Raw genomic sequence first — 13,418 nt, 5'->3', positions numbered from 1 at the left:
TAAAAGCCCGATTGGTGAGAGCTTTCCGTCAGTGGGGGATGAAGCCCCCCCACTGACGGAAGTTTCACTTTATGAAAAGATATGCAAGTAATGGTCTAAATTGAAATGTGGCAACCCCTTTTTCTGAATGACAACATCAAAAGCATCACTCATTCCACCTTGTAAAATCATAGAACGAATTGCACGGTTTTTCTTTTGACTACTAGAAAACGGATTACGATCTTCATGATTAACAAGTTGTTCTAAAATTCCTGCAGCAAGCAAAAATTCTCTTTGTTTCGTATGCCATACTGTTTGTATACCTCGTTCTTCGCAAGCAACCTTCAATGCATCCCAATGAATATGAGTTGTTATATCCATCTCTCCTGGACGTTGAAGAGGATTACGAATCAGTTGATGCTCATAATAACTTCGTAAACTCCCTTCACGACGAGCTGGGTGCATCCATTCTTCATTTGTATAGCCGTAATCGACTGTTATAAGTATGCCTTCTTCTAGCCAACTTGTGAGCTGCTTTACATAAACATTCATTTGTAACGGCACTTCAAATCGTTGTCCTTCATACAACTGTATTTGGTGTCTTTTCAGATAATTTACAATGTGCTCATTATCTAACGGACGCAATACTTCGATAAGTTCATCCCCACTATTATACTTTACGCGTACTTCATATAGCATATCTTCTCGCTTCTCAATTACTTCTACAGGAAACGCATCAAATAACTCATTAGAAAAAACAATTCCATTGAAAGAGGCGCCTAATTCCTGATAGGATGCATATTGTGAAACATTTGCAAAAGAAAGAAGTTGTTGCTTTTGTAACCTTCTATGAAATGGACTCACTTCTATAAGAGAATATTGCATGTTTCCAAACGTATCCGGTGATATCGTTTGCCACTCTTGCAATACATCATATGCAAATTTCCCCGTTCCACCACCAATTTCACATATATGTGGTGCAACAACTCCTTCGTTTACAAGCCGAATTAAAAAATGAGCAAATGTTTTTGCGTAAACAGAAGACACATTACTACTTGTAAAGAAATCTCCTTGTCTGCCAATTTTTTCACGTTCTTTCATATAATAACCATTGGTTACATCATATAATGCAAAGCTCATATATGTACTATAAGAAATAGACCGGTCTTCTTCCTTTTCCATCGCTTGTTTTAGAACGTGCTTCATCCCTGTTCCCCTTATTGTAGAAATGGATTATTTTCTTTTTCAAAACCGATTGTTGTTTCTGGACCATGCCCACATAACACAGTTGTATTATCAGGTAGTACAAATAACTTTTCTTCAATACTCATGATTAATTCTTGGAAGCTACCTCCAGGTAAATCAGTGCGGCCAATGCTCATTTGAAATAAAACATCACCTGAGAATACAGCGTTTGCTTCTTTGCAATAGTATGAAATACTTCCTGGTGAATGTCCCGGTGTTTCAAATATATCAAACGTAAACGAACCAATTGTCAATGTTCCTTCTTCCTCAATGATATGATCCGCAGGTTTTACCGTAATACTACGATTCATCATAAAAATTTGTGAACCGTTAACAGTAGCATCTCCTAACCAATCCGCTTCCTCTTGATGAACATACACTGGAATTTGAAACGCAGTGCGTACATCATCTACTGCACCGATATGATCGAAATGTGCATGTGTTAATAAAATAGCCAATGGCTTTAATTGTTGTTGTTTTATGTAACTTACAAGTTTTTCTCCTTCACTGCCTGGATCAAAAATAATACACTCTTTTTGATCATTACTTAAAATATATGCATTTGTTTGCAGTAGCCCTAACGGCATTTGAATCCAATTCACTCTCAATCTCCTCCAGTCATTACACTCACTTTTGTACTGCTGTAAAACCCCTGCCTCAAAATGTAAAGAGATATAAAGGGGTAGCCATATACTCGATTCATAAGAGCTTTCTATCGGCCAGGAATGAGCCCTCCACCGATAGAAGCTTCACTTTATGATACAACATTTTCTGTCCATAAGAAACGAAACCTCGACAACCCTATTGAAAACATGTACAATTAAAATGAGGAAATATTGCAAAAACTCAAACGAAATAAGAGAGTAGAGGGGATATGTATGGGTCTTGTTATTATTTTTGCGTTAGTTACTCTGTTAGCTGTATACTCTTCTCTTAAAACGTTGCGAGACAAGAACCTTCTTGCTGGAGGTTTTTCCGTTGCAACTGTACTTGTTTTTGGATGGTTTACAGTCATGACAGTACTAAACAATGGCTATCCACCAACACATTAAACAATTGTTTACAATCTCTACATACATCACGATTTCTAGCATATGAAAAAAGGAAGGGCGCCCCTTCCTTTTTCTTTTCCCGCTTATCTTCTCATTCATTTTACTTTGCTTCACAAATATACTTTTTCACAAGCCACGCACCACCAATTACTCCCGCATCATTACCAAGTGTCGCAATTGCTAGTTTTGTACTTTTAACAGCGCGTGAAAATGCATATTGTTCAAAATAGTGTTGAATTGGTTGTAGCAATGCATCACCTGCTTTTGATACACCACCGCCAATTACAATTTTCTCTGGATTTAATGTACTAGCTAAATTTGCTACCGCTAATCCTAAATACGAAGCAACCTTTTCAACTACTTTTTTTGCTAATGCATCACCTTTTGCAAGTGCCTCAAATACATCTTTAGATGTAATATGCCCTTCTTGTTCTAACAGCAAACGTAGTACACTAGCTTCATCTGTTTCCTGCATTTTTTGCATTGCAACCCGTACAATACCAGTTGCAGAAGAAACAGTTTCTAAGCATCCTGATTTTCCGCAGTTACAAGCAAAACCATTTTCCGTTACAACTGTAATGTGACCAATTTCACCGCCTGCTCCGCTTACACCATGGACGACCTCACCGTTTATGATAACACCGCCACCAACACCTGTTCCAAGCGTCATACAAACGATATCTTTCGAACCTTCTCCAGCACCTTTCCACATCTCTCCAAGTGCTGCAATATTCGCATCATTATCAACAACAACTGGCAAATCAGTTTCTACTTCTAATAAATCTTTAAGAGGATAGTTTTTCCATCCTAAGTTTACTGCTTCATAAATTAGTCCAGAAGCGACATGAACAGGACCCGGAGCCCCCATCCCAATTCCAGCTAACTTGCTTTTTAGCTCACCTAGTTCTTGTAACTTTTTATCAATTGCTTTCGCAATATCAAGTGTAATATGTTTTCCTTGTTCACTTGTATTCGTTAGGATTTCCCATTTATGTATAAACTCACCATAGATATTAATGAATGCTAATTTAATTGTTGTTCCACCAAGATCAACACCAACCAACCATTTCTCTTCCATGTTGTTCTCCTTCTTTCCTCTATTTCTCCAGCTATTTGCTAATAGAAGTTTTACTGTATAAATTCATTTCGATTTTTCAACATAAAAATAACTGAAGTAATCTGCACTCGGTTTCTCTCTTTGTTCTCGTATGACACGAGTCAGATTGCTTTTGTATGAAAGTTGTTTTTATGTCGTTTTTTGAATTTCTTGCTTTAATAAAAATAAAGCCATCTGATACTCTGTCGGCTCAATAAGCTGTGATTTATATAATTCACGAAGCTCATCGCCCATTAATTGTAAATCTGCAACACGATCTCCTGTATAAATAATCGTTCCAAATTGCTTTAATAATTGCTGAATATCATAAATAGATTTCATTTTTTCACCCTCTAAATGTCTACTTACTATAAAAACATAATAAGAAAACGTTCACATAATTTATTATAATCAACATAAAAAAGAATCGTCAATTTCTAATTTGTCTATATAAGTTACAAAATAGAAAACATTTCTTTTTCCGTAATAATTTTCTGTACAGTTTTATCAAATGGTTCCACTGGGATATGAGAAACAATTTGAAAATCAAAGATTAATGATAGCGCTTTCCCTTTGTAGTTCACAAGATAACGATCGTAATATCCCCCGCCATACCCTACACGCTCGCCTTTTCTTGTAAAGGCAACACCTGGTACGAGAAGCAAATCTATCTCCTCTGCTAATACTTCTTCTGTCATAGACGGAACCGGCTCTCGTAAATTCATATAAACGGTTTCTAATTGTTCAAAACTTGTAATTTGACGGAATGTCATTGTTCTCGTTTTACGATTACATTTTGGAACAACAATTGCTTTTCCCTCTTCCCATGCCTTTTCAATAATTGCATATGTATTGACTTCACGTTCCATAGAAAGTGTAATCCCAATTGTTTTAGCCTCAATCCATTCTCGTTGTTTATATAGAGAATCTGCAATTTTTTCTGATAAAGTCGTATACTGTTCTTCTGATAAAGCATTCATACGCTGTAATATTTCTGTTCGTAATCTTTTTTTCTCTTCTTTCATTTGGAATTCCCCCTATATACAAAAGAAACAGTAGGAAAATATCCCTACTGCTTACTTTGTTTCGCGGTGTAACGTAGACTTCTTGTCACGCTTGCAATATTTTTTAAGCTCAAGACGCTCAGCGTTGTTACGTTTGTTTTTCTTAGAGATATAGTTACGATCTCCGCATTCTGTACATGCTAGAGTAATATTCACACGCATTCTTATTTCCCTCCAGTCACTAATAACTTAAATCAGACTATACCATAATACCACTTTTAAAACAAAAATTCTACACCTTTTGATATTGTCTAATTTTTTCTATAAGTGTATTCATATTTTCCTTTGCTATGACTGGATTTCTTGCATGAGAATAAACGAGAAATTTTGGTTGATTTACATCTGAAACAACATAAGACCACTCTTCTTCTGCATGTGTAAATTTAATTCCTTCCAATACTTCAAACTCTAGCTGTGCCCGGTCCCGCAGCAGCATTCCTAACACTTTTCCTTTCTCATTCCACGAACAAACTACTTCATCACATAATAAGTATAGTGGTGGATATTGCTCTAACATTTCCGGCAATGTTTTCCCTTGAAGAACGATTAACTCCAATAATTTACCAACTCGAAATAAAATATCTTGCTGCCATCTCGTTTGAAATAATTTCTTATTTTCATTGTGCATATAAAAAAGAAGATAACATTCTCCTAATTTTAATGATAATGGGTAGAAATCCTCATCTTTTTCAAATAATAAATTTGGAATATCCATTTCTTCGCAATTTGTATTTTTATAAATATTCCCGTAAGTATCATATAATTCAAATGTATTTTCTTGTTCTCGAAATATAATCGCCATATCTGCTCGGCTCGATTTCATTAATGACTTAATATGTTCTTTTTGCCCCTCGGCATATACCCACGTTACTGTGCAGCCGATTTCCTGTAAAAAAGATAATAGCAAAGGCTGAAATAATTCATCTGGCTTATTTATAAGCAGGTGAAAATGTTGTCTTTTTATAACAGGTATATCTATAAATTGCAAAGCAGATTCAATATATGTTTCTGAACAAACATCTATGACTTCGTTATTCCCAATTTTTTTACTACCGACATAACGAAATGACTCTGCCATATACAAATTTTCTATCTCTTTTTGCTGTTTATATGTTAATGCCATTCCTTCTTCATTATAAAATTGGATAATAAGTTTCTCATCTTGGCCCTTATAAAAAAACACTCCACCAACGACATCTGTTTGCCCAGTTGCATATCGGAAGCAAGATTCATTCATGTCTTGGCATTCCATCGTATGCACGCCCACTGTATGAACAGCATGCAGAAAAATATGTTTAAACATTTGCACTTCTGCATGTGTACTGCTGCCAATCAGCAAACTGGCTCCTTCTAATAATAAAGAACCATATGCCATCGCCAATTTTACAACAACTTGTGGCGTAATATCTAAATTACTTCTGCCGCATATACGACTTTTCTGCAAAAAATACGAAATATTTTCATGTTCTGTAATTCCAGATGAAGCAATAATCGCACTACTCTCAACCACTTTCTCTGGCCATACTTTCCCTTTCGTCTTAATCACTGCATTTTGACCAATTCGACAATGATCAGCCACAACACTCTTTTCAAATAAAGTAACTCCATCTTCAATAATTGTGCTGGTTCCAACTGTAGTTCCGATTAATTCACATCGCCTTCCTACATACGTATGAGCGAGTAAAATACTTTTTTGAAGACGGGTATATGCAGAAATTACGCTATGGTTACCAATGATAGAATACGGATCAATAGTAGCTCCTGTTTGAACCGTTGTTCCCTCACCAATAAAAGCAGGGCCGTGTATCTTTGTTCCTTTTTCAATTGTTACATCTTCTCCAATCCATACCATCGGCAACACTTCTGTATATGGAATAGGTACATGAACTTTCTTCGTAAGCAAGTCAAATTGAGCTTGGCGATATTGTGTAAACGTTCCAATATCAAGCCAATATCCATCTGCTACATATCCATACATTGCTTCTTTGTTTTCTAATAAAGGAAATACATGATGACTAAAATCAAAAAACGTATGAGGTGTAATATAAGAAAAAATGTCGGGGTCCATAATATAAATACCGGTGTTTACTGTATTGGAAATAACTTCATTCCAACTTGGTTTTTCAATATATTTAATAATTTCGTGGTGTTGATTGGTAACAACTAATCCATACGATGATGGATTAACTACTTCTTTAACAAACATCGTAACGATTCCATTATGACTGTTATGAAAATCAATTCCTTTCGACAGCTGAAAATCTGTTAGCGCATCTCCGCTAATTACAACAAATGGCTCATCTAGAAACTTCTCTGCTTGCTTTACACTCCCCGCTGTACCAAGAGGGGGAGTATCTTCAAAGTAATATAGCTTCACTCCCCATTTACTACCATCACCAAAATAATTTTGAATAACGGAACTCATATATTGAACAGTAATAGCAATTTCACGAATACCGTGCTGTTTCAATAGTTCAATACTGTATTCCATCACTGGCTTTTGTAGTAGGGGTAACATGGGTTTTGGAAGGTTGCATGTTAACGGACGTAAACGTGCTCCTTTCCCTCCAGCTAAAATAACCCCCTTCATCGGCATTCAACCTCCACATTTATGATGTTGAACTGCTTTTTCATACGTTTGTGCGGTTGTTCTTGCAATTTCACCCCAATTGTAGTGAACAAGAGCATCTTCATATCCTTTATTTGCAACGAGCTGAGCAATTTTTGGCTGTTCTATAACCCATATTAATTTCTCACTCAAACTTTGCGAACAACCTGGTTGCATTTGAAACCCATTCACACCATCCACAATAATCTCTTGCAGGCCGCCCACACGTGAAACTAAAACTGGTCTCTTGGCGAGCATCCCTTCTAACGCAACAATCCCAAAAGGTTCATACAAGCTCGGAATTAATAATACATCACACCTTTGAAGAAATGCTCGCTGCTCTTCTTCTGTAATATGACCGAGAAAAAGGATAGAATGTTGCAGTCCCATCCCCTGTACAGCTGCACGATACTGCTCTAACATGGTTCCTTGACCTGCAATAATAAATAAAATCTGGGGGTACTGCTGGGTAATATGCGGTGCTGCTTCAATAATGGTATAGAAGCCTTTCTCATTCACAATACGGCCAATTGAGAATACAACCAATCGATCCGCTAAATTATAATGATTTGTGATGTCTAGCGAAGGCGTAACCGCATGAAAAAAATATTGATCAATTCCATTAGGATGTACAATAACAGCTTCACTATTTACTTCGAAATCCCGCACAACTTCACCTTTCATAAACTGACTACAAACAATCACAACATTAGATTCTTTTACTAGTTCTTTTTCATGCATATGTATTTTCCATTGCAATGATGTATAAATCCCGCTATTCCGCCCACGTTCCGTTGCATGAATTGTTGTGACGAGAGACAACTGTTGCTGTTTTTGCAAATCCATCGCACAAATAGCAACAAGCCAATCATGAGCGTGAATCACATCAAACGCGTAAACTTTACATAGTTCTTGTGCATAAGCAAGCATAGACTTATTTAACTGAGCAATCCACTCATAAAAATGATGCTTTTCACGATAATCAACTGCAACACGATGTACATGTACATCGTGTACCTTTTCATATATTGTACATTTCTCCTCGTGTATCGTTACTACATGCACATCATGTCCATTACGTGCAAGAGCCCGTGATAATTCATACACATGCCTTCCAAGACCACCTACCATCATCGGGGGATATTCCCATGCCAACATTAAAATACGCAAAGGCTCCATACATCCCTCTTTTCTCTTCGTATAGAAGAATAAAGTGAAACTTCCTTTCATGAACGCTCTTTTCATGAAAGGTTAGTTGAACCAATCGGGCTCTTACGGATGGTTTGTTTTCCCTTTTAGAAGACGTTTGAGCGGGACCATCCCACCCAAAAGTAAGCGTTTTCTTATAATTCCATTATAATCCATCTTATCACCGCAACAAGAAAGTAACAATGATACTTTTTCGTCATATTTTGACTAAAAAAGAGGAATGCTTTTGCATTCCTCTCATAATACATTTTATTCATTTAGCAAATAATGCTTCCCTTTTACAAGGTAAAAAACATTTTCTGCAATATTTGTACCGTGATCTGCCACTCGCTCAATATAACGGGCAATAAACGATAGTTGTGTAATTTGCCCAATTGACTCCGGCTTATTTGGAATGGAAGAAATAAATTCACGAATTGCTTTTCCATACAGTTCATCAACTTCATCATCCATCTCAGCAATCTTTTTCGCATATGTTAAGTTTTCTTCTCTATAAGCTTGAATCACATTTTGCAACATATCTATTGCAATTTTGAACATACTTTCAAGGCTTTGTAATGAAACTAGAACCTCTTTTTCTCCAAGACGAATGGTTGACTTAGCAATATTTACCGCGTGATCTGCAATACGTTCTAAATCTGTTGCCGTTTTAATCGAAACAAAAATTCTTCGTAAATCACTAGCAACTGGCTGTTGTTTCGTAATGAGCATTAAGGCAAAATCATTAATTTCTTCTTCCAAATTATCCATACGGTAATCGCCATCGATTACCTCAATCGCTTTCTCTACATCTCTTGTACGCAATCCTTCCATTGCAATTTCAAGAGCCTGTTTTGCTAATTCACCTAGTTCAATAACTTTTTGCTGTAATGATTGTAAGTCATATTGAAATTGTTCGCGTACCATGTTGTTTCCTCCTTCACTCGTTCCACACACTTCCGTATAAGGTAAAACCTCAAATAAACAAGGAGAGAAAATTCCTCCTCAAACAAATACTCTTAACCGAAACGCCCTGTAATATAATCTTCTGTACGTTTATCTGTTGGCGTTGTAAATAACTTATTTGTATCTGTATATTCCACAACTTCTCCGCTTAAGAAGAAAGCTGTTTTATCAGAAATACGAGCTGCTTGTTGCATATTATGCGTAACAATCACAATACTAAAATCTTTCTTTAACTCCTGAATTAACTCTTCCACTTTCAATGTAGAAATTGGATCTAATGCTGATGTTGGTTCATCCATTAAAATAACATCTGGTTCAATTGCTAAGCAACGCGCAATACATAAACGTTGCTGCTGTCCACCGGATAGTCCGTATGCATTATCATGTAATCTATCTTTCAATTCATCCCAAATTGCCGCACCGCGTAAACTGTTCTCAACAATTTCATCCAACGTTTTCTTATCGCGAATACCATGAATTTTCGGACCATACACAACATTTTCATAGATTGATTTTGGAAATGGGTTTGGCTTCTGAAATACCATTCCAACATGCGTACGCAGTTCTTCAACAGGATAAGATTTATCAAAAATATTGCGATCGCGATACTCAATTACCCCTGTTGTCCGAACGATTGGCACGAGCTCAACCATACGATTTAATGTTTTTAAATACGTAGATTTTCCGCATCCACTTGGTCCTATAATCGCTGTCACTTCATTTTCATGAATGCTTAAATTAATATCTTTTAATGCATGGTCTTCCCCATACCATAAGTTTAAATTTTTCGTGTCAAATACAACCTTTTTTGTTAGCGGTTCTGCCTTTTCTTCATTTTTCACCTGAACTTTTACTACTGTAGATACCATTTTGAAGATCCCCTTTCATCCAGTCCTTCTTACTTACGATTTCGCAGCCAAATTGCAAAAGTATTGATAAGCAATAGCAGCACGAGTAACACAATAATTCCAGCTGCTGCTACATGTTGAAATTCCTCTTGCGGCCTATTCATCCAATTAAAGATTTGAATCGGTAAAACTGTAAATCTATCCATTACATCAAGTGGTACATAGTTTGCAAAAGCAAGTGCCCCAATGACAAGTAGCGGGGCCGCTTCTCCAATCGCTCGGGATAATGCTAAAATACAACCTGTTAAAATCCCTGGCATTGCTGCTCTAATCACAACATGGTACATCGTTTGCCACTTCGTTGCCCCCACTCCATAAGAAGCTTCTAACAACTCTTTCGGTACAGAGCGAAGTGCTTCTTGCGCTGCAACAACAACCGTCGGCAAGACGAGAAGGCTCATCGTTAATGAGGCTGCCAATATGCTTTCGCCTAACTGCAAGCCATATACAAACATTGTTAATCCTAATAATCCAAAAACAACAGATGGCACTCCTGCCAACGTTTGAATATTGAGCTCAATTATTTTTGTAAACCATGATTGTTTTGCATAGTATTCTAAATAAAGGGCTGTTCCTACTCCAAATAAAAAGGAAGTAGGAGCGACAACACTCATAAATAAAATTGTTCCCGATAAAGCTGCTGCAATGCCAGCTTCCTCTGGATTTCGCGATGCAAAACGGATTAAAAAATCAAATGAAATATATGTTATTCCTTGCTGAAAAATTTGGTGTAGTAAAAAAATTAATATACAAAGTGAAAATAACATCGCGATGCGAAATACAGTTCTAAATACACGATCTTTTCGAAAGCGAGGAGGCATATGTTCTTCTATGTTTCGCTCATTTAACATTCGCATATTATGTCGCTCCCTTAAAACGACGCATAATACGCTGTGCAACCATATTCATAATCAACGTAAACATAAAAAGCGTCGCTCCGACAGCGTACATGCTGTAATAGGGCATCGTTCCATAAGGAGCATCTCCTAAGCTAACTTGCACAATATATGCTGTTAGCGTCTGTATAGACTGTGTCGGATTTAACGATAAATTCGGCGTTGAACCGCCCGCAATGACAACAATCATCGTTTCTCCAATTGCTCTTGAAGCAGCTAGCACAATTGCTGCTAAAATGCCAGTAAAAGCTGTTGGTAATACAATATGCTTTGTCGTTTCAAAACGGGTGGCGCCAATCGCAAAAGAACCCTCTCGCACTTTATGAGAAACAGCTCGCATCGCATCTTCACTAAGAGATGCAATTGTCGGAATCATCATAATGCCAATTACAAACCCTGGACTAAGCGCGTTAAAAAACTGCAAATTTGGAACGATGCGCTGCAAAATAGGTGTAACAACTGTTAAAGCAAAAAAACCGTATACAATTGTCGGTATCCCTGCCAATAGCTCTAATGCTGGTTTTAACACCTTTCTTGCCGCACTAGAAGCATATTCACTTAAAAACACTGCACAGCCTAATCCAATCGGAACGGCAACAATCATGGCAATAACAGTAACAAGCACCGTTCCATATATAAGCGGTAAAATACCAAATTTAGGATTTCCAAAAAAAGGAAGCCACTCTTTCTCTGTAAAAAAGGAAACGATTGATACTCTTTCAAAAAACATAAATGTTTCATTTGCCAAAGTTACAATAATCCCCATCGTTGTAACAATTGAGATACTGGCGATTATTCGTAATACAAAAGGAACCATTTGATTGATTCGCTGTGCTTTCTTTCGCTTGCCTGTATTTCTTTCAATCAAATGTTGAACAGAAATCGTAACATGACTCTTTTTATTACGAGCCAAAGATGAAAACCCCTTTCCATCTTGACATTATTTTTGCATTTCTGTTAACATTTGCAGCTGTTCATTATATTTATATTGCGGCAACTTCACATATCCAATCTCTTCTACAAGCTCTCCAGCATGCTTCATCATAAAAGATACATAGCCTGAAACACTGTTTTTCGCACGAATAGAAGAGTTATTTACATATACATAAAGCGGACGAGATAACGGTTTATATGCCCCGGATTGTATTGTTTCTTTCGCCGGAGAAATACCGTTAATTTTTACGGCCTTTACTTTGTCACGATTCGCAGCATAATAAGCATATCCAACAAAGGCAATTGCGTGTTTATTACTCATAACACCTCTTATTAAAACATTGTCATCTTCGGATAATGTAACTGTTCTTGTAATCCGCTTTTGTTGCAATACTACACTTTGAAAATAATCGTACGTACCAGAATCTATGCCTGGTGCGTAAAATTGTATCGTTTCATGCGGCCATTTCGGATGAATTTGCGACCATTTTTTCGGCGTTTCACTTTCACTCCACATCATTTGTAGTTCTTCTATTGTAAGATTATCTGTCCACGTATTCTCACGATTCACAATAAGTGTAAGACCGTCATAAGCAATTTGAAATGGCGTATACGTAATATGGTGCTTCTTAGCAAGCCTTTCTTCCTCTCTCTTCATTGGCCGAGAAGCATTCGTTATATCCACTTCTCCTTTTCCAAAACGATGAAATCCGCCTCCCGTTCCAGATATACCAATGGAAAGCTTTACATGAGGCTCCTGCTTCGTATACTCTTCTGCTACTGCTTCCATAATCGGAAAAATTGTAGAAGATCCATCAATTTGTACTTCTCCTACCATACTAACGGCGGAAACAGGTAACGTATGAACAGATAAACAAAACAGTGATATGATAAAAACCATGGTGTATGCTCTATTACGTTTCACGTAATATTTCCTCCTAGGAGCCTCCTGCGAACAGGAGTACATATATAAGAATAATGTTGAACTATTAATGCGGTTTTAATAGTTTGTAAAAGTTTTGTAAATATCTTTATACAAATTGAAAAAACGACATAAAAACCCTTTTCTTTTTAGATGGGCGGGAGCGGCTGGCCGTACATAGAAGCGGTTAGGGCCTTTTCCTGCCTCGTACAATGCTAAAACATAGAGAGTAAACGAGTGCAAGTCTCTTTTTGTTTTGCATAGCAGCGACTTGTGTGTTGAAAAAATAAAATGGATTTATTTATAGGAATATCAATTTAATAACAAACAAAAAAGCTTTCTTTTTAGATGGGCGAGAGCGGCTGGCCGTGCATAGAAGCGGTCAGGGCCTTTTCTTGCCACGTGCAATGTTAAAACAAAGAGAGACAACGAGTGCAAGTCTCTTTTTGTTTTGCATAGCAGATTTATCTCAAAAACAAACTAAATTTATCTGCTCCCCTCCTTTTTTGAAATAAATATTGCACATAATTTTTTAGGCTTGTACACTTCTTTCATCACTAT

Annotated in this window: 14 protein-coding genes; 1 reads left to right on the top strand and 13 read right to left on the bottom strand. The window is 36.9% G+C overall.

Annotation, left to right across the window (positions count from 1 at the left end; genetic code table 11):
• Positions 1 to 69: 69 nt before the first annotated feature.
• Both V7024_RS00965 and V7024_RS00960 read right to left on the bottom strand, forming a co-directional pair.
• Positions 70 to 1,185, bottom strand: coding sequence for a class I SAM-dependent methyltransferase (locus V7024_RS00965; RefSeq protein WP_335514389.1), 1,116 nt, complete (start codon positions 1,183 to 1,185; stop codon positions 70 to 72).
• An 11-nt stretch (positions 1,186 to 1,196) separates the two neighbouring features.
• Complete coding sequence (locus V7024_RS00960; protein WP_335514384.1) at positions 1,197 to 1,826, bottom strand: MBL fold metallo-hydrolase; 630 nt, start codon at positions 1,824 to 1,826, stop codon at positions 1,197 to 1,199.
• Between the two features lie 276 nt (positions 1,827 to 2,102).
• On the opposite strand from V7024_RS00960, the gene V7024_RS00955 reads away from it, so the two are divergent.
• Positions 2,103 to 2,276 (top strand): DUF2759 domain-containing protein, encoded by a 174-nt coding sequence (locus V7024_RS00955; RefSeq protein WP_020062636.1) that lies wholly within the window; start codon positions 2,103 to 2,105, stop codon positions 2,274 to 2,276.
• A gap of 100 nt (positions 2,277 to 2,376) precedes the next feature.
• Here V7024_RS00955 and V7024_RS00950 read toward each other — a convergent pair whose 3' ends face one another.
• From V7024_RS00950 to V7024_RS00900, 11 genes are all read right to left on the bottom strand, one after another.
• Complete coding sequence (locus V7024_RS00950; RefSeq protein ID WP_335514379.1) at positions 2,377 to 3,354, bottom strand: ROK family glucokinase; 978 nt, start codon at positions 3,352 to 3,354, stop codon at positions 2,377 to 2,379.
• A 168-nt stretch (positions 3,355 to 3,522) separates the two neighbouring features.
• Entirely contained in the window at positions 3,523 to 3,714 is a 192-nt protein-coding gene (locus V7024_RS00945) for a YqgQ family protein (RefSeq protein ID WP_098914904.1), read from the bottom strand.
• 113 nt (positions 3,715 to 3,827) lie between these two features.
• Positions 3,828 to 4,397: a 5-formyltetrahydrofolate cyclo-ligase gene (locus tag V7024_RS00940; protein ID WP_335514372.1), complete on the bottom strand. Its 570-nt coding sequence runs from the start codon at positions 4,395 to 4,397 to the stop codon at positions 3,828 to 3,830.
• Between the two features lie 51 nt (positions 4,398 to 4,448).
• Positions 4,449 to 4,598 (bottom strand): 50S ribosomal protein L33, encoded by a 150-nt coding sequence (gene rpmG / locus V7024_RS00935; protein WP_012095458.1) that lies wholly within the window; start codon positions 4,596 to 4,598, stop codon positions 4,449 to 4,451.
• 70 nt (positions 4,599 to 4,668) lie between these two features.
• The gene (locus tag V7024_RS00930) at positions 4,669 to 7,026 is read right to left on the bottom strand and encodes a sugar phosphate nucleotidyltransferase (protein ID WP_335514369.1); all 2,358 of its coding nucleotides are present in this window, start codon (positions 7,024 to 7,026) and stop codon (positions 4,669 to 4,671) included.
• 6 nt (positions 7,027 to 7,032) lie between these two features.
• Positions 7,033 to 8,223: a glycosyltransferase family 4 protein gene (locus V7024_RS00925; RefSeq protein ID WP_335514367.1), complete on the bottom strand. Its 1,191-nt coding sequence runs from the start codon at positions 8,221 to 8,223 to the stop codon at positions 7,033 to 7,035.
• A gap of 279 nt (positions 8,224 to 8,502) precedes the next feature.
• Positions 8,503 to 9,159, bottom strand: coding sequence for a phosphate signaling complex protein PhoU (gene phoU / locus V7024_RS00920; RefSeq protein WP_335514364.1), 657 nt, complete (start codon positions 9,157 to 9,159; stop codon positions 8,503 to 8,505).
• Positions 9,160 to 9,251: 92 nt separating this feature from the next.
• Positions 9,252 to 10,067 (bottom strand): phosphate ABC transporter ATP-binding protein, encoded by an 816-nt coding sequence (gene pstB / locus V7024_RS00915; RefSeq protein WP_335514362.1) that lies wholly within the window; start codon positions 10,065 to 10,067, stop codon positions 9,252 to 9,254.
• A 29-nt stretch (positions 10,068 to 10,096) separates the two neighbouring features.
• The gene (gene pstA / locus V7024_RS00910; RefSeq protein ID WP_335514359.1) at positions 10,097 to 10,963 is read right to left on the bottom strand and encodes a phosphate ABC transporter permease PstA; all 867 of its coding nucleotides are present in this window, start codon (positions 10,961 to 10,963) and stop codon (positions 10,097 to 10,099) included.
• A 1-nt stretch (position 10,964) separates the two neighbouring features.
• Positions 10,965 to 11,915 (bottom strand): phosphate ABC transporter permease subunit PstC, encoded by a 951-nt coding sequence (gene pstC, locus V7024_RS00905; protein WP_335514355.1) that lies wholly within the window; start codon positions 11,913 to 11,915, stop codon positions 10,965 to 10,967.
• Between the two features lie 27 nt (positions 11,916 to 11,942).
• On the bottom strand, positions 11,943 to 12,860 hold the full coding sequence (locus V7024_RS00900) for a PstS family phosphate ABC transporter substrate-binding protein (RefSeq protein WP_438824425.1): 918 nt from the start codon (positions 12,858 to 12,860) through the stop codon (positions 11,943 to 11,945).
• Positions 12,861 to 13,418 lie beyond the last annotated feature (558 nt).

This window comes from Bacillus sp. JJ864, assembly GCF_036963045.1.
GTDB classification, from domain to species: domain Bacteria; phylum Bacillota; class Bacilli; order Bacillales; family Bacillaceae_G; genus Bacillus_A; species Bacillus_A pseudomycoides_C.
This window is presented reverse-complemented; position numbering and strand designations above follow the sequence as displayed.